General features: G+C 69.7%; 15 protein-coding genes. 6 read left to right on the forward strand and 9 right to left on the reverse strand.

The window, feature by feature from the left end:
- From FB465_RS18035 to rpmH, 9 genes are all read right to left on the reverse strand, one after another.
- Positions 1-618: a GNAT family N-acetyltransferase gene (locus tag FB465_RS18035; protein ID WP_145791947.1), complete on the reverse strand. Its 618-nt coding sequence runs from the start codon at positions 616-618 to the stop codon at positions 1-3.
- A gap of 147 nt (positions 619-765) precedes the next feature.
- The gene (locus FB465_RS18040) at positions 766-1,878 is read right to left on the reverse strand and encodes a ParB/RepB/Spo0J family partition protein (protein WP_145791948.1); all 1,113 of its coding nucleotides are present in this window, start codon (positions 1,876-1,878) and stop codon (positions 766-768) included.
- A complete protein-coding gene (locus FB465_RS18045; protein ID WP_246192708.1) occupies positions 1,875-2,894 on the reverse strand; it encodes a ParA family protein in 1,020 nt (339 codons plus the stop codon). Before FB465_RS18045 ends, FB465_RS18040 begins: the two co-directional genes overlap by 4 nt.
- Before the next feature lie 236 nt (positions 2,895-3,130).
- On the reverse strand, positions 3,131-3,916 hold the full coding sequence (rsmG, locus tag FB465_RS18050) for a 16S rRNA (guanine(527)-N(7))-methyltransferase RsmG (protein WP_145791950.1): 786 nt from the start codon (positions 3,914-3,916) through the stop codon (positions 3,131-3,133).
- Positions 3,917-4,095: 179 nt separating this feature from the next.
- The gene (locus FB465_RS18055; protein ID WP_211785812.1) at positions 4,096-4,644 is read right to left on the reverse strand and encodes a Jag family protein; all 549 of its coding nucleotides are present in this window, start codon (positions 4,642-4,644) and stop codon (positions 4,096-4,098) included.
- A gap of 81 nt (positions 4,645-4,725) precedes the next feature.
- Positions 4,726-5,910 (reverse strand): membrane protein insertase YidC, encoded by a 1,185-nt coding sequence (gene yidC, locus FB465_RS18060; protein WP_145791952.1) that lies wholly within the window; start codon positions 5,908-5,910, stop codon positions 4,726-4,728.
- 3 nt (positions 5,911-5,913) lie between these two features.
- A complete protein-coding gene (yidD, locus tag FB465_RS18065) occupies positions 5,914-6,228 on the reverse strand; it encodes a membrane protein insertion efficiency factor YidD (RefSeq protein ID WP_145791954.1) in 315 nt (104 codons plus the stop codon).
- On the reverse strand, positions 6,225-6,653 hold the full coding sequence (gene rnpA / locus FB465_RS18070) for a ribonuclease P protein component (protein WP_145791956.1): 429 nt from the start codon (positions 6,651-6,653) through the stop codon (positions 6,225-6,227). Before rnpA ends, yidD begins: the two co-directional genes overlap by 4 nt.
- Before the next feature lie 17 nt (positions 6,654-6,670).
- Positions 6,671-6,808: a 50S ribosomal protein L34 gene (gene rpmH, locus FB465_RS18075; protein WP_145791958.1), complete on the reverse strand. Its 138-nt coding sequence runs from the start codon at positions 6,806-6,808 to the stop codon at positions 6,671-6,673.
- 503 nt (positions 6,809-7,311) lie between these two features.
- Between rpmH and dnaA the strand changes: the two genes are divergently transcribed.
- The 6 genes from dnaA to gyrB all read left to right on the forward strand — a co-directional run bounded on the left by dnaA (position 7,312) and on the right by gyrB (position 16,621).
- Positions 7,312-9,258, forward strand: a complete 1,947-nt coding sequence (gene dnaA, locus FB465_RS18080) for a chromosomal replication initiator protein DnaA (protein WP_145791960.1) — start codon at positions 7,312-7,314, stop codon at positions 9,256-9,258.
- 914 nt (positions 9,259-10,172) lie between these two features.
- The gene (gene dnaN / locus FB465_RS18085; RefSeq protein WP_145791962.1) at positions 10,173-11,303 is read left to right on the forward strand and encodes a DNA polymerase III subunit beta; all 1,131 of its coding nucleotides are present in this window, start codon (positions 10,173-10,175) and stop codon (positions 11,301-11,303) included.
- Between the two features lie 263 nt (positions 11,304-11,566).
- Positions 11,567-12,442 (forward strand): phosphogluconate dehydrogenase (NAD(+)-dependent, decarboxylating), encoded by an 876-nt coding sequence (gnd, locus tag FB465_RS18090; protein WP_145791964.1) that lies wholly within the window; start codon positions 11,567-11,569, stop codon positions 12,440-12,442.
- A gap of 34 nt (positions 12,443-12,476) precedes the next feature.
- Positions 12,477-13,613, forward strand: coding sequence for a DNA replication/repair protein RecF (gene recF, locus FB465_RS18095; RefSeq protein ID WP_145791966.1), 1,137 nt, complete (start codon positions 12,477-12,479; stop codon positions 13,611-13,613).
- Positions 13,614-13,823: 210 nt separating this feature from the next.
- Positions 13,824-14,348, forward strand: a complete 525-nt coding sequence (locus tag FB465_RS18100; protein ID WP_145791967.1) for a DciA family protein — start codon at positions 13,824-13,826, stop codon at positions 14,346-14,348.
- A 272-nt stretch (positions 14,349-14,620) separates the two neighbouring features.
- Positions 14,621-16,621, forward strand: a complete 2,001-nt coding sequence (gene gyrB / locus FB465_RS18105) for a DNA topoisomerase (ATP-hydrolyzing) subunit B (RefSeq protein WP_211785813.1) — start codon at positions 14,621-14,623, stop codon at positions 16,619-16,621.
- Positions 16,622-16,671: the final 50 nt, after the last annotated feature.

A 16,671-nucleotide genomic window follows, 5' to 3' on the forward strand; every position in this document is an offset into this window, starting at 1 on the left:
TCAGAAGGGACGCAGCGCCGGTTCCTTGCGCGCCCCGCCGAGCAGCCGTTCCAGCGCCACCTCCACATCACCCTTCCAGGAGAGTGTGGTGCGCGCCTCCAGACGCAGCCGCGGGTAGCGGTGGTGCGGCCGGACCGTCTTGAAGCCCACCGCCAGCAGATGGTCGGCCGGCAGCACACAGCTCGGGATCTCCCGGCCCACCGCCCCGAAGGCCTCGATCGCCTTGAAGCCCCGGCCGACCAGGTCCTTGGCCACCGTCTGGACCAACACCCGGCCGATCCCCTGCCGTTGGTACCCGGGCAGCACCCGGCTGATCATCAGCTGCACCGCGTCCGGGGAGACCGGGCTGGTCGGAAACGCCTGTGAGCGCGGCACGTACGCGGGGGGCGCGTAGAGCACATAGCCCACCGGGATCTCGTCCACGTAGACGATCCGGCCGCAGGAGCCCCACTCCAGCAGCACCGCCGAGATCCAGCTCTCCTTCTCCAGCTCCGGCTTTCCCGACTCCACCGCGGCCTTGGCGCTCACGGGGTCCAGCTCCCAGAACACACAGGCGCGGCAGGTCGTCGGGAGATCCGCAAGGTTGTCCAGCGTCAGCGGAGCGATCCTGCGTCCCACGTCCGGCACCTCCTTCTCAGCCCCGAGCTGCCTCAGCCCCGAGCGGCGTCACCACCGAGCTTCCTCCCAAAACACAGTAGGTGCATGTTTCACGTGAAACAGCGCTCACCTGAAACATGCACCTACCTGGCGGAGTCATCGCCCCGCTCAGCTCTGCGACAGCCGCAGGCCCTCCTCGCCGGGCGCCAGACTGTCCAGGATCCGGTTGAGATCCTCCACCGAGGCGAACTCCAGAACCACCTTGCCCTTGCCCAACTTCCCGTTGCGCTGGGAGACCTCGACCTTCACCCGGGTGTCGAAGCGGTCCGAGAGCCGTCCGGCCAGGTCGTTGAAGGCCGGGGAGAGCAGCTTGCCGGCCTTCGGGCCCGCCGAGCGCTGCGGCTTCTCGTCCTGGTCCATCACCGCGACGATCTCCTCGGTGGTCCGCACCGAGAGCCCCTCCGCGATGATCCGGCGGGCCAGCTGGTCCTGCCGCTCGCTGTCCGGCACACCCAGCAGCGCACGGGCGTGGCCCGCCGTCAGGACGCCCGCCGCCACCCGCCGCTGCACCGCCGGGGAGAGCTTCAGCAGCCGCAGCGTGTTGGAGACATGCGAGCGCGAGCGGCCGATCCGGTCGGCCAGCTCGTCGTGGGTGCAGGAGAAGTCCCGCAGCAGCTGGTCGTACGCGGCCGCCTCCTCCAGCGGATTGAGCTCCGCGCGGTGGAGGTTCTCCAGCAGTGCGTCCAGCAGCAGCTTGTCGTCCTCGGTGGCCCGGACGATCGCGGGGATCAGCTCCAGACCGGCCTCCCGGGAGGCCCGCCAGCGCCGCTCGCCCATGATCAGCTCGAAGCGCTCGGCACCGACCTGACGGACCACCACCGGCTGCAGCAGGCCCACCTCCTTGATGGAGGCGACCAGCTCGGCCAGCTTGTCCTCGTCGAAGACCTCACGCGGCTGCCGTGGGTTCGGGGTGATGGAGTCCAGCGGGAGTTCGGCGAACCGGGCACCCTCGACCGGGGCCAGCGCAGCCTCCAGGACGCTCCGCCCCGGCAGACCGGACAGTTCCCGCACACTCTCGGCCGCGACCTTCGCCGCCACCGTGCCGCGGTCCGTCGGCAGCAGCGGCACGGCCGCGGGCGACGACCCGCCGACGCCCACCACAGCCGGCGCCCCGCCCGTACGGGCCGGAGCCACCGTGGCCGCACCCGGACCTGCGGCAGGCGTCGCCGCCGGGATCAGTGCCCCGAGCCCTCGTCCCAGACCTCTGCGCCCACCACTCACCGGTTGTCCTCCATCGTGCCGTGCTGTGCCATCGGGGCAGTCGGAGCGCCACTCGCGCCCCGCTGCTGCCCCACCGAGCCGAGACCCTCCGAACCGAGGCCGTCCACACCGACGCCGTCCGCGCCGAGGCCCTCCACCCCAGTTGCCCGGAGCGCGAGCTCACGCGCCGCCTCCAGGTAGGAGAGCGCACCGGTGGAACCCGGATCGTAGGTGAGCACGGTCTGCCCGTAGCTCGGCGCCTCGGAGATACGCACCGAGCGCGGGATGGCCGTCCGCAGCACTTCCTGGGCGAAGTGCGTCCTGACCTCCTCCGCCACCTGGGCAGCCAGCCGGGTACGGGCGTCGTACATGGTGAGCAGGATGGTGGAGACGTGCAGCGTGGGGTTGAGGTGCGCACGGACCAGCTCGACGTTGCGCAGCAGCTGACCCAGCCCCTCCAACGCGTAGTACTCGCACTGGATCGGGATCAGCACCTCCTGCCCCGCGACCAGAGCGTTGACCGTCAGCAGCCCCAGCGAGGGCGGGCAGTCGATCAGGATGTAGTCGAGCGGCTGCTCGTACGCGGCGATCGCGCGCTGCAGCCGGCTCTCGCGGGCCACCAGCGAGACCAGTTCGATCTCGGCGCCCGCCAGGTCGATGGTCGCCGGGCAGCAGAACAGCCCCTCGACGTCCCTGACCGGCTGCACCACGTCGGCGAGCGGCTTGCCCTCCACCAGGACGTCGTAGATCGACGGCACCTCGGCGTGGTGGTCGATCCCGAGCGCGGTGGAGGCATTGCCCTGCGGGTCGAGGTCGACCACCAGGACACGCAGCCCGTGCAGGGCCAGTGAGGCGGCCAGGTTGACGGTCGTGGTGGTCTTCCCCACCCCGCCCTTCTGGTTGGCCACCACGATCACCCGTGTTGCGGCCGGTCTGGGCAGCCCCTCGCCGGCCCGCCCGATGGCCTGCACTGCGGCCTGGGCAGCGCGCGCGATAGGCGTGTCATCGATCTGGTCGATGGTCTCCGAGTCCTGCATGGGGGTCAGTGTTTCACGTGAAACCGGAGCGGCAACAGTCGCCGCCCGGATGCGGTGGAGCCCGCGGCGGAGCCGCTGATCGAAACTGCCAGAAAGCAGGGAGCGACGTTTCACGTGAAACACCATGCCCGCAATGTCGGAAATCTGACGGTGCGACACTCCGACTGCCTGTAAGCAGCACAAATGCCGAAGAGCGAGCAGTCCGAGGACCACCCGCTCTCCGTACCGCCGTTCGCTCAGCGCCGTCGGCGACCGCCGGCCCGGCCGCCGTCTCCCGGCTTGGCCGTCCGGCCGGCCCTCGCCGCCTTCGCCCGCCGGGTCGCCGCCCGCACCCCGCCCGGGCTCTCGCCCGCCTCGACCCGGACCACCCGGGTCGAGGTCTCCAGAGTCCCCTCGCCCACCGAGATCACCGACCACTTCACGGCACCCAGCTTGGTCAGCGCCGAACGCGAGTCCGCCAGCTCCTGCTCCGCCGTGTCCCCCTTGAGTGCCAGCATCTGCCCGTACGGCCGCAGCAGCGGCAGACCCCAGCCGGCCAGCCGGTCCATCGGAGCCACCGCCCGGGCGGTCACGATGTCCACCGAGAGCTTGCCGACCATCTCCTCGGCGCGGCCGCGCAGCACCGTCACATTGTCCAGACCGAGCTCCCGGACCACCTCCTCCAGGAAGGTGGTCCGCCGCAGCAGCGGCTCGAGCAGCGTCACCGAGACGTCCGGCCGGGCCATGGCCACCGGGATACCCGGCAGTCCGGCCCCGGAGCCGACGTCGCACAGCGAGGCGTTGGGCGGAAGGAGCTCGGCGAGCACCGCGCAGTTGAGCACATGGCGGTCCCAGAGCCGGGGCACCTCGCGCGGGCCGATCAGCCCACGCTGCACACCCGCCGTCGCCAGCAGCTCGGTGTAGCGCACGGCCGCCGGGAGACGCTCCCCGAAGATCTCCTGCGCCACGGCCGGCACATCGGGCAGACCCTGGGGCCCACCCTCCGCCGGGGTGCCCTCGGTCGCCACGCCGTCCGTGTCCATCTCAGCCTCTCCGCTCACCGTCTCCACCGACCCGCACTCCTCACTGTTTCACGTGAGCCATGTTTCACGTGAAACACCGCACATGTGACACTCGCCGCCCCCACCCGCCCGACCCCCGAAGGGACGACGACCCCGCCCGCACGAAGCGGACGGGGTCGGTCGGCAGACCGCCTCCGGCGTCAGGCCGGCAGCACGACCACACAGCGCTGGGGCTCCTCGCCCTCCGACTCACTGCGCAGACCTGCCGCGGCCACGGCGTCGTGGACGACCTTGCGCTCGAACGGCGTCATCGGACGGAGCTTCACCTGCTCGCCCGTGCTCTTCGCCTGCTCGGCCGCCTTGGTGCCCAGCGCCGCGAGCTCGGACCGCTTACGCGCCCGGAACCCCGCAATGTCCAGCATGAGGCGGCTGCGCTCACCGGTCTCCCGGTGAACGGCCAGCCGGGTCAGCTCCTGCAGGGCCTCCAGCACCTCGCCGTCCTGGCCGACCAGACGCTGCAGGGCGCGGTCGTTGCCCTCACCGACGATGGACACCAGGGCACGGTCGCCCTCCACATCCATGTCGATGTCACCGTCGAGGTCCGCGATGTCGAGCAGACCCTCCAGGTAGTCGGCTGCGATGTCGCCCTCCTGCTCCAGGCGGGAGACGAGGCTGTCAGCGGCGCCCGCGCCGGTCGCAGCCTCGGCCTCGGCCACGGCCTCGACAGCAGAGGTGGTGCCTTCCGTCACTGATGGACTCCTTCGGGGATGGGCCCTCGGGTGGGGCCGAGAACGAAGATCTGCGGCTGCATTCGACGGTCAGGGCCGGTGTCAGGACTTCTTCTTCGGCCGCTGGCCGCCCTGCTGCCCGCCTCGCTTCGGCTGCTGCCTCGCGCCCGACTTGGCCGTGGTCTGCTTGGCCGGGGTCTGCTTGGCCACCGGCTTGCCGGCCGCCTTGCCCGCGGCACCCGACTCCGCCGGAACCGCATCCTGCGGCTCGGGCTCCTTGGTCAGGCTGGTCGGCTGGGCGGCGCCCTGCGGGTGGACACCCGCGTGCTGACGCTGGGCCTTGGTCAGCTTCCGCGGCTGCTGGCGGCGGACCTGAACGGACTCCTCCACCGTCTGCTCCGCCGTCGCAGCGGCGCTCTTGCCGCCGCCACCACCGGAGATGATCGAGAGCAGCCCGGCCTTCTTGACGCTGCCGTCCGGGTTGAGCCGTCCGGCCTTCTTCAGGCGGGCCTGCCGCTCGTCCCAGGCCTTGCTGCCCGGCGTCGGGTTGTTGCGGATGACGATCAGCTGCTGACCCATCGACCAGACGTTGGTGGTCAGCCAGTAGACCAGCACACCGACCGGGAAGTTGATGCCCATCACGGCGAACATGATCGGGAACACGTACATCAGCATCTTCTGCTGCTGCATGAACGGGGTCTTGACCGTGAGGTCCATGTTCTTCGTCATCAGCTGGCGCTGCGTGATGAACTGCGACAGCGACATCAGGATGATCATCACCGCAGTGACGACCTTGACGCTCGTCTCGGTGGAGCCCAGGAAGGTGGCCGACAGCGGAGCACCGAAGATGTGCGCCTGCTGCGCACTGTTCAGCAGGTCGCCCTTGATGACACCGATCGGCTTGTTGTCGGCGACGGAGGCCAGCACACCGTAGAGAGCGGTGAAGAACGGCGCCTGCACGAGGATGGGAAGGCAGCTGGAGAACGGGTTGGTACCCGCCTCCTTGTACAGCTTCATCATCTCTTCGGACTGGCGCTGCTTGTCGTTCTTGTAGCGCTCCTGGATGGCCTTCATCTTCGGCTGGATCGCCTGCATGGCCCGGGTCGCCTTGATCTGCTTCACGAAAAGCGGGATCAGACAGATCCGGATGACGACCACCATGGAGGCAATCGCGAGACCCCAGGCCCAACCGCCGTTCGGGTCGAAGACGTGGCTGTACAGCGAGTGGAACTGGACAATGATCCAGGACACCGCGGTGTACAGGGGGTTGAGGAAGGACCAGGTCACCGGTCAGACTCCTTGGACATCGGGCTTGGCCACCGGCTCAGGCCCGGCGGTCCCGCTCTTCGGGCTCAGCAGATCGCGCAACCGACGGTGCCAGACCGGGTGCTTGCGCGGCGGTACATGATCGACCCCGCCGGGCGACCAGGGATTGCAGCGCAGAATGCGCCACGCGGTCAGGCCAGTTCCCTTCACCGCGCCGTGCACCCGCACCGCCTCGTACCCGTAGTGCGAGCACGAGGGGTAGTACCGGCAGACCGGGCCGAGCAGCGGACTGATGGTCCACTGGTAGAGCCTGATCAGCCCCATCAGCAGGTACTTCATCGCCCTGCTCCTGTCGGCACGCTGCCGGTCGGCTCCGCCCGGAGCAACCGCCGAAGCGCCGCATCCAGGTCGTGCTCGAGATCAAGGTACGAAGCCGTCCCGGCAGGGGGCAGCGCGCGTACCACTATCAGGCTACCTGCGGGCAGCCGGAGCAGACGCTCACGGACAAGGTGACGCAGCCGACGCTTGACCAGATTGCGCACGACCGCCGGACCGACGGCCTTGCTCACGACGAAACCCGCACGCGCCGAAGGAAGCCCCTCGGCGACGTGCGGGCGGGAGTCGCTGTTCCGGTCGGTCTGCCCCTTGGTCTCACCATCTCTGTTGAGATGGACGACCAGGAGGGGCCGACCGGCCCGACGACCGCGTTTCACCGCGGTCGCGAAGTCCTGGCGCCGCCGCAGCCGATTCTCGGAGGGCAGCACTGCAGACCCTGCGCGGATCAGGCGGAGATGCTGCTGCGGCCCTTGCCACGGCGGGCAGCCAGGATGGCGCGGCCGGCGCGGGTACGCATCCGCAGCCGGAAGCCGTGGGTCTTCGCGCGACGACGGTTGTTCGGCTGGAAGGTGCGCTTGCTCACTCGGGGGCTCCTGGGATGAATCGAAGGATGACGGGGAATCGCTTGGCCGTCACCGTGCGTCCGCGCGATCTCCCCTCAGTGGGAAATCTGGCCACAACGTCCCAGGTCGGCTGGGGGTTGAGGCAATCCACGGCGCCCGTGCTGCGCGCCTTCTGGAAGCGGGTGGACCCGCGGACATGCGGCAGCGGCCATCGACAACTCGACCTGGTTACGGTACGCGGGACGGGGGTGGAGGGTCAAACCGGACCGTCGCCAACCGCCCGCCCGGATCGCCTCCGGAAGCTCTCGATCATGATACTGGCCAAGCGCCACAAGGCCCGTTCAACGCTCCGCAGCCGTCTCCACACCCGGAGTCGGCTCACCCACAGCCTGTGGACAACAACTTGAATCAGCTCTGTCCGCTGACTACCGTTGCAGGACTTGTCGGGTTTGTTCATCGATCGGACCACCGGCACCCGAGTCCTTTGACACCCCCGATCCGGGGAACGAGAGAGCGTGCACCAGTGGCTGACAGCAACAGCGATCTCGTCGTGGTCTGGGCGAGGGTCGTCGAGCGACTGGTCAACGACACGAGCGTCGGGGACAAGGACAAGACGTGGGTGCGACGCACCCAGCCGATGTGGATGATGCACGACACCGCCCTGCTCGCGGCGCCCAACGAGTTCGCCAAGCAGGTGCTGGAAGGCCGGCTGCTGCCGCAGCTGAGCGAGGCGCTGAGCCGTGAGTTCGGGCGCCCGGTGCGGATCGCGGTGATGGTGGACGCCAACGCCGTCCCGCCCGCCGGGACGTCCGCCCCCGTCGAACCCCCGGCCGCGGCCGAACCCCCGGCCGCGGCCGAGCCGCCGGCCCAGGAATGGCAGCAGCCCTACCGCGAGGAGCCGGAGTACGGCGGCCCCACCGCCGAGCCCGGCCGCTGGCCCACCGCCGAGACCTACCCCGCGCCGGGCTACGGCCGCCCGTACGAGTCCGCACCCGCGCCCGACCAGGGCTACGAGCGCGGCCGGTACGACACCGCCGGCTATGAGGAGCGGCCCGCTCCGTACGGCGGCGAGCAGCCCTCCTGGCACGGCCAGGGTCAGCGGCAGGGCGAAGGAGCCGGCGGCTGGGAGCCCCCGTACCGCGGCGAGGAGCCGACCTCCCGGGAGGGCACCACCGCCGCACAGGGCGACCTGTTCGGCGGCGCCTACGGGACGTCCTCGGAGGACCGGCCCCGCCCGGCGGCGCCGCGGCGGCTGCCGCCCGCTCCCCCACGCCCCCCGGCAGGGCAGCCCGAGCCGGGCGCTCTGCTGCCCGAGACCAGGCCGCAGGCCGGTCCCCCCGGGCGCACGGGCGCTGGCCTGCCCGAGCGCACCCCGAGCCCCGGCGTGCCCGCGCCGCCCGGTGCTCCACCGGCCGGCGGAGCACGCAAGGACGAGCCTGCGGCCCGGCTCAACCCGAAGTACCTCTTCGACACCTTCGTGATCGGCGCGTCCAACCGCTTCGCGCACGCGGCGGCAGTGGCGGTCGCCGAGGCCCCGGCCAAGGCGTACAACCCGCTCTTCATCTACGGCGAGTCCGGTCTGGGCAAGACCCACCTCCTGCACGCCATCGGGCACTACTCGCGCAGCCTCTTCCCGGGCACCCGGGTGCGGTACGTGAGCTCCGAGGAGTTCACCAACGAGTTCATCAACTCGATCCGGGACGGCAAGGCGGACGCGTTCCGCAAGCGGTACCGGGACATGGACATCCTGCTCGTGGACGACGTCCAGTTCCTGGCGAGCAAGGAGTCCACGCAGGAGGAGTTCTTCCACACCTTCAACACGCTGCACAACGCCAACAAGCAGATCGTGCTGTCCTCGGACCGGCCGCCCAAGCAGCTGATCACCCTGGAGGACCGGCTCCGCAACCGCTTCGAGTGGGGGCTGATCACCGACGTCACCCCGCCGGAGCTGGAGACCCGGATCGCGATCCTGCGGAAGAAGGCGATCCAGGAGCAACTCAACGCTCCGGCCGACGTGTTGGAGTTCATCGCGTCCCGGATCACCCGCAACATCCGCGAGCTGGAGGGCGCCCTGATCCGGGTGACCGCCTTCGCCAACCTCAACCGGGCCCCTGTGGACCTGGAGCTCGCCGGGATCGTCCTCAAGGACCTGATCCCCGGCGGGGACGAGGACGCGGGGCCGGAGATCACGGCGCAGGTCATCATGCAGCAGACGGCCGCGTACTTCGGGCTGGGTGTGGACGACCTCTGCGGCTCCTCGCGCAGCCGGGTGCTGGTGACGGCCCGCCAGATCGCCATGTACCTGTGCCGGGAGCTCACCGACCTGTCGCTGCCCAAGATCGGCGCCCAGTTCGGCGGACGTGACCACACCACGGTGATGCACGCGGACCGGAAGATCCGCTCGCTGATGGCCGAGCGGCGGTCCATCTACAACCAGGTGACGGAGCTGACCAACCGCATCAAGAGCTAGCCGTACGGGCCGCAGCAGCGCCCGTTGAAGGGGAGTCAGGGATCCTGGCTCCCCTTTGTCGTGTGTGGAATGCGATCCGGCGGGGCAGTATCCCGGCAGCCGACGCTTCGCCAGGCCGGCGGCCGCACCGAACATCTGACCGTCAATTCGAACAGGTCGGGCTCGTGGAGCGGCAATCCACAGGACCGGGTGGTTTCTCCCCGTCCACAACCCGGGGAGTCCCGGGTTATCCAGAATTCCTCCACAGGGCCGACGCGGCTACGCTCTTCCCCGCAGGTCAGGTGCCTGGGGACTTGTGCACAACAGTTATCCACAGGGTGTGGACAGTTGGCGGACCGTCAGACCGCCAAATGGGTTATCCACCGCCTGTCCCCAGGAAAGGGTCGGTTATCCCCAGGTTCTCCACAGCTGCATCCACAGTTCGACAACGTGCAGCGACTGTTCACCGCCCGGTGTGAAAGGCGTCACGTGAAGTTGACCGGGCCCCGTGGATAACCCGTCCATGATCTGGGGACGGGGCTGGGGATAACCTGTGGATACTCAGAGTGCCCTGTGGGTAACGCTCCGCTGTCCACAGCGAGCCCCGGTTGTCCACACTCCACGTCCACAGGACCTGTGGACGAAAAACCGCACCTGACCTGCGGAAACAGGGTTATCCACGGTATCCACAGGCCCTACTACTACCACTACACCTATAGACCACTGGACTCGGTTAACAGCGGGGTGGGCCGAAATCTGTGGACAACCGGACCCCGACATCTGTTCGGCTTGCTTCCGCCCGATTGCCCCGTCTGTCGGTGGAGTGCGTCAGACTGTCCTTCGGCAACTGGAAGCCGGAGGGCCGAGCCCCGCGGTCAGGTGCCAGTAGACGATCAAGAGCGCAAGCGACAGCAGGATCCAGGAGGCGGTTACCGGTGAAGTTCCGGGTGGAGCGTGATGTCCTCGCGGAGGCGGTGGCCTGGGCTGCTCGCAGCCTCCCGGCGCGGCCGCCGGTGCCGGTGCTGGCCGGCCTGCTGCTGACGGCACAGGAGGGCAGCCTGGCCCTCTCCGGTTTCGACTACGAGGTCTCGGCCCGGGTCGAGCTGGAGGCCGACGTCGAGGAGGCCGGCACCGTCCTGGTCTCCGGCCGGCTGCTGAACGACATCTCGCGCAACCTTCCCAACAGGCCTGTGGAGATCTCCACCGACGGCATGCGGGTCAGCGTGGTCTGCGGCAGCTCGCGATTCACACTCCCCACCCTCCCTGTGGACGAGTACCCCGCCCTGCCCCAGATGCCCACCGCGACCGGCACGGTCTCCGGCGAGGTCTTCGCCTCCGCCGTCAGCCAGGCCGCCGTGGCCGCCGGGCGCGACGACACCCTGCCGGTGCTCACCGGTGTGCGGGTCGAGATCGAGGGCGACCGGATCACCCTGGCCGCCACCGACCGGTACCGCTTCGCCGTCCGCGAGCTGCTGTGGAAGCCCGAGCAGGCCGACATCTCCGCCGTCGCCCTGGTCCCGGCCAAGACGCTGCAGGACATCGCCAAGTCCCTGGGCAGCGGCGACACGGTCTCCATCGCGCTGGCCTCCGGCGGTGCGGGCGAGGGCCTGATCGGGTTCGAGGGTGCCGGGCGCCGGACCACCACCCGCCTGCTGGAGGGTGAGTTCCCGAAGTTCCGCAGCCTCTTCCCGACCGAGTTCAGTGCGATCGCGGCGATCCAGACCCAGCCCTTCCTGGAGGCGCTCAAGCGCGTCTCGCTGGTCGCCGAGCGGAACACCCCGGTCCGGCTGAGCTTCGAGCAGGGTGTGCTCACGCTGGAGGCCGGTTCGGGCGACGACGCCCAGGCCACCGAGCGGATCGACGCCGACCTCGAGGGCGACGACATCTCGATCGCGTTCAACCCGGGCTACCTGGAGGAGGGCCTCAAGGCCATCGACTCCGCGTACGCCCAGCTCAGCTTCACCACCTCGACCAAGCCGGCCCTGCTCAGCGGCAAGCCCGCGGTGGACGCCGAGGCGGACGAGGCCTACCAGTACCTGATCATGCCGGTCCGCCTCTCGGGCTGACCCGTTGTCCCCAGGCTGGGGGTAACGACAGGGGCGCGGGGAACTGCGCGAATCGGAAGGGCAGACCGATCAGCCGGGTACGCCGGACCAGTTGCAACCGGCACCCGGAGAGCGGCTGCAGCACTGAGCCTTCCGATTCGCGCAGTTCCCCGCGCCCCCAGTGGTTGGCCGCCTGCCCTGTTGCGCCCGGGCATCGGCGTAGGCTCTGGCTGTGCGGCAACGGCGCCGCCGTCAGGCACGAAACCACAGGTAAGGACTTGGTCATGGAGCTCGGCCTCATCGGTCTCGGCAAGATGGGCGGCAACATGCGCGAGCGCATCCGCCGCGCCGGCCACACCGTCATCGGCTACGACCGCAACCCGGATCTCGCCGACGTCGACAGCCTCGAGGAGCTCGTCAGCAAGCTCGAGGGCCCGCGCGTGGTCTGGGTCATGGTCCCGGCCGGAGGCCCGACCCAGGAGACCGTGGACCAGCTCGCCGAGCTGCTCTCCCCCGGTGACGTGGTGGTCGACGGCGGCAACTCGCGCTGGACCGACGACGTCAAGCACGCCGAGACGCTGGCCGCCAAGGGCATCGGCTTCGTCGACTGCGGCGTCTCCGGCGGTGTCTGGGGCCTGGAGAACGGCTACGCGCTGATGTACGGCGGCGAGGCCGAGTACGTCGCCAAGGTCCAGCCGGTCTTCGACGCGCTCAAGCCCGAGGGCGAGTTCGGCTCCGTCCACGCGGGCAAGGTCGGCGCCGGCCACTTCGCGAAGATGGTCCACAACGGCATCGAGTACGCGATGATGCAGGCCTTCGCCGAGGGCTGGGAGCTGCTGGAGGCGGCCCCCGAGGTCACCGACGTGCGCGAGGTCTTCCGCAGCTGGCAGGAGGGCACGGTCATCCGCTCCTGGCTGCTCGACCTGGCCGTCCGCGCCCTGGACGACGACGAGCACCTGGCGAAGCTCAAGGGCTGGGCCGCCGACTCCGGCGAGGGCCGCTGGACCGTCGAGGCCGCGATCGACCACGCCGTTCCGCTCCCGGCCATCACCGCCTCGCTCTTCGCCCGCTTCGCGTCCCGCCAGGACGACTCCCCGCAGATGAAGATGATCGCCGCCCTGCGCAACCAGTTCGGCGGCCACGCGGTCGAGTCCAAGTAAGCAGTCGCAGAGAAGGCGAGCGCAGTTCACAGCCATGCATGTCGCGCATCTGTCGCTCGCCGACTTCCGTTCCTACGCCCGGGTCGAGGTACCCCTGGACCCGGGCGTGACGGCCTTCGTCGGCCCCAACGGCCAGGGCAAGACCAACCTGGTCGAGGCCATCGGCTACATCGCCACCCTGGGCAGCCACCGGGTGGCCACCGACGCCCCGCTGATCCGGCTCGGCGCGGAACGGGCGGTGATCCGCACCAGCATCGTGCGGGACGGCCGCACCACCCTGGTCGAACTGGAGATCACCCCGGGCAAGGCCAACCGGGCCCGGATCAACCGCTCCGACAACGTCCGCCCGCGCGATGTCCTCGGCCTGCTGCGCACCGTCCTCTTCGCCCCCGAGGACCTCAGCCTCGTCAAGGGCGACCCGGGCGAACGCCGCCGCTTCCTGGACGAGCTGCTCACCGCCCGGGCCCCCCGGCTGGCGGGCGTGCGACAGGACTACGAGCGTGTGCTCAAGCAGCGCAACGCCCTGCTGAAGACCGCCGCGATGGCCCGCCGCGGCGGCGGCACGGGCAAGGCCGGCGACCTCTCCACGCTCGAGGTCTGGGACGGTCATCTCGCCCGGGCCGGCGCCGAGTTGACGGCCTTCCGGCTGCAGCTGGTGGCGGCCCTGCAGCCGCTGGTGGCGCAGGCGTACGAGCAGCTGGCACCCGGAGGCGGCGAGACCGTCCTGGAGTACCGCAGCTCCTTCGAGGGTGCCCTCCCCACCAGCCGCGAGGAGGCCGAGCAGCAACTGCTCGCGGCTCTTCAGGAGGCCAGGCCGCAGGAGGTCGCGCGGGGCCTGACGCTGGTCGGGCCGCACCGGGACGAGCTCGGGCTGAAGCTGGGGCCGCTGCCCGCGAAGGGGTACGCGAGCCATGGTGAGTCCTGGTCGTACGCGCTGGCGCTGCGGCTGGCCTCGTACGAGCTGCTGCGGTCCGACGGCGGCGAGCCGGTGCTGATCCTGGACGACGTCTTCGCCGAGCTGGACGCCAGGAGGCGGGACCAGCTGGCGGAGCTGGTCGCGGGCGCCGAGCAGGTGCTGGTGACGGCGGCGGTGCCGGAGGACGTGCCCAAGGCGCTGTCCGGCGCCCGCTTCGCGGTGGCCGACGGCCAGGTCACCCGCCTCGACTCCTGAGCGGCCGAGCTCAGCCTCGATGCTGTGGGGCAGCCCGACAGGGGCGCGGGGAACTGCGCGCCGCGGTAGGGCACACGTTGTCGCCTTCCGATCTCGCGCAGTTCCCCGCGCCCCCGCGGGTTACCCCGGAGCCATGAGGACGGGGGCGCCGCGGCTGTCTCACCGACCCCCTAAGCTGGACTGTCCACAGCCTGGGGAAAGGAGATCGCGGTGAGCGATCAGGAGTCGAGGACCCCAGAGCTGTCCGGTGTGGATCTGGCCCGGGTGGCGTTGCGGGCGGCGAAGGAGCAGGCCAGGCAGCGCGGCGAGCAGGTGCGGGAGAAGCGCGAGGCGAAGCGGCACGGTCTGCGGAGCGGGGCGCGCGCGGACGGCCGTGATCCGGTGCCGCTGGGGGCGGCGCTGAACCGGCTGATCACCGAGCGGGGCTGGGAGGCGCCGGCCGCGGTGGGCGGTGTGATGGGGCGCTGGTCGCAGATCGTCGGGCCGGACATCGCGGCGCACTGCGAGCCCAAGCACTACGCGGAGGCCGAGGCGGTCCTGACCGTGCAGTGCGACTCGACCGCCTGGGCCACGCAACTCCGGCTGTTGGCACGCCAGTTGGTGGCCCGGTTGAATCACGAGCTCGGCCACGGCACGGTCCGGGTGATCAAGGTACTGGGGCCGGACGCGCCCGCCCGGGGTTACGGCCGGCTGCGCGCGCCGGGCAGCAAGGGGCCCGGGGACACCTGGGGGTGACGCCCCGAATCGGGAAGCTGATCCTCCGGAACCGCTGACGGCCCTTTTGAGCGCTCTCAGCCCCCCTGGCGAGTATCGGGACATGTGCGGAGGGGATTCAGGGCGGCACATCTGCCCTCAGAGGCTGCCAAACGGCCATCTCTGTCAGTCCTACCGGTAGACTAAGAGCCAAACACTGTTGCTCGTAGCAACCGAGTCGAAACGCCGTGGTCGCAGACCCGCCCGTCCACCGGGTGGGGGTGCGGCCCGCGCTGTGCCAGAGAGGGCGCTTCGTGGCCGATTCCGGCAACTCCAGCCAGACCCCAGAATCCACCGACCCCGTGACGGGACAGTCCTACGACGCCAGCGCGATCCAGGTGCTGGAGGGCCTCGACGCCGTCCGCAAGCGCCCGGGCATGTACATCGGCTCGACCGGTGAGCGCGGCCTGCACCACCTGGTGCAGGAGGTCGTGGACAACTCCGTCGACGAGGCCATGGCCGGGCACGCCGACACCATCGACGTCACGATCCTGCTCGACGGCGCGGTCCGGGTGGTCGACAACGGCCGAGGTATCCCGGTCGGCCTGGTCCCGGGCCAGGACAAGCCGGCGGTCGAGGTCGTGCTGACCGTCCTGCACGCAGGCGGCAAGTTCGGCGGCGGCGGCTACGCGGTCTCCGGCGGTCTGCACGGCGTCGGCGTCTCCGTGGTCAACGCGCTCTCCACCCGGCTGGCGGTGGAGATCCACACCGACGGTCACCGCTGGACGCAGGAGTACAAGCAGGGTGTGCCGACCGCCCCGCTGGCCAAGCACGAGGCGACCGAGCGGACCGGTACCAGCGTCACCTTCTGGGCCGACCCGGAGATCTTCGAGACCACCGTCTACTCCTTCGAGACGCTCTCCCGCCGCTTCCAGGAGATGGCCTTCCTCAACAAGGGCCTGAGCATCTCGCTGACCGACGAGCGCCCCGAGCACGCGGACGAGGACGGCACGCCGCTCTCGGTGACGTACAAGTACGATGGCGGTATCGCCGACTTCGTCGCGCACCTCAACTCCCGCAAGGGCGAGGTGATCCACCCGACGGTGATCGACTTCGAGTCCGAGGACAAGGACAAGTCGATCTCGGTGGAGATCGCGATGCAGTGGAACTCCTCGTACACCGAGGGTGTCTACTCCTTCGCCAACACCATCCACACCCACGGCGGCGGTACCCACGAGGAGGGCTTCCGCGCGGCGCTGACCGGCCTGGTCAACCGCTACGCGCGCGACAAGAAGCTGCTCCGCGAGAAGGACGACAACCTCTCCGGCGAGGACATCCGCGAGGGTCTGACGGCGATCATCTCGGTCAAGCTGGGCGAGCCGCAGTTCGAGGGCCAGACCAAGGACAAGCTGGGCAACACCGAGGCGAAGACCTTCGTCCAGAAGGTGGTGCACGAGCAGCTGAACGACTGGCTGGACCGCCACCCGGTGGAGGCCTCGGACATCATCCGCAAGTCGATCCAGGCCGCCACCGCGCGCGTGGCGGCCCGGAAGGCGCGGGACCTGACGCGTCGTAAGGGCCTGCTGGAGAGCGCCTCGCTGCCCGGCAAGCTGAGCGACTGCCAGTCCAAGGACCCGGCCGAGTGCGAGATCTTCATCGTCGAGGGTGACTCGGCCGGCGGCTCGGCCAAGCAGGGCCGTGACCCGCGCATCCAGGCCATCCTGCCGATCCGCGGCAAGATCCTGAACGTCGAGAAGGCCCGGATCGACAAGGTGCTGCAGAACACCGAGGTCCAGGCGCTGATCTCGGCCTTCGGCTGCGGCATCCAGGAGGACTACGACGAGTCCAAGCTCCGCTATCACAAGATCGTGCTGATGGCGGACGCCGACGTCGACGGACAGCACATCCGCACGCTGCTGCTGACCCTGCTGTTCCGCTTCATGCGGCCGCTGGTGGAGTCCGGCTACGTGTACCTGGCGATGCCGCCGCTGTACAAGATCAAGTGGGGCAAGGACGACTTCGACTACGTCTACTCCGACCGCGAGCGCGACGCGACCATCGCGGCGGGTGTGGCGGCCGGGCGCCGGCTGCCGAAGGACGACGCGATCCAGCGCTTCAAGGGTCTCGGCGAGATGAACGCCGAGGAGCTCCGGATCACCACCATGGACCAGGCGCACCGTCTGCTGCAGCAGATCACCCTGGAGGACGCGGCCCGTGCCGACGACCTGTTCTCCGTCCTGATGGGCGAGGACGTCGAGGCCCGCCGTTCCTTCATCCAGCGCAACGCCAAGGACGTCCGCTTCCTGGACGTGTGATCCCCGACCGGGAGCCCACGTACCAGTCACGCGTGAAAGGAAACTGACCA

It is taken from the genome of Kitasatospora atroaurantiaca (genome assembly GCF_007828955.1).
GTDB classification, from domain to species: domain Bacteria; phylum Actinomycetota; class Actinomycetes; order Streptomycetales; family Streptomycetaceae; genus Kitasatospora; species Kitasatospora atroaurantiaca.

Coding starts and splice junctions, on each gene's coding strand:
- FB465_RS18045 (WP_246192708.1), bottom strand. CDS start 2,894: ATGCAGGACTCGGAGACCATCGACCAGATCGATGACACGCCTATCGCG.
- rsmG (WP_145791950.1), bottom strand. CDS start 3,916: ATGGACACGGACGGCGTGGCGACCGAGGGCACCCCGGCGGAGGGTGGG.
- yidD (WP_145791954.1), bottom strand. CDS start 6,228: ATGAAGTACCTGCTGATGGGGCTGATCAGGCTCTACCAGTGGACCATC.
- gnd (WP_145791964.1), top strand. CDS start 11,567: ATGGAGCTCGGCCTCATCGGTCTCGGCAAGATGGGCGGCAACATGCGC.
- recF (WP_145791966.1), top strand. CDS start 12,477: ATGCATGTCGCGCATCTGTCGCTCGCCGACTTCCGTTCCTACGCCCGG.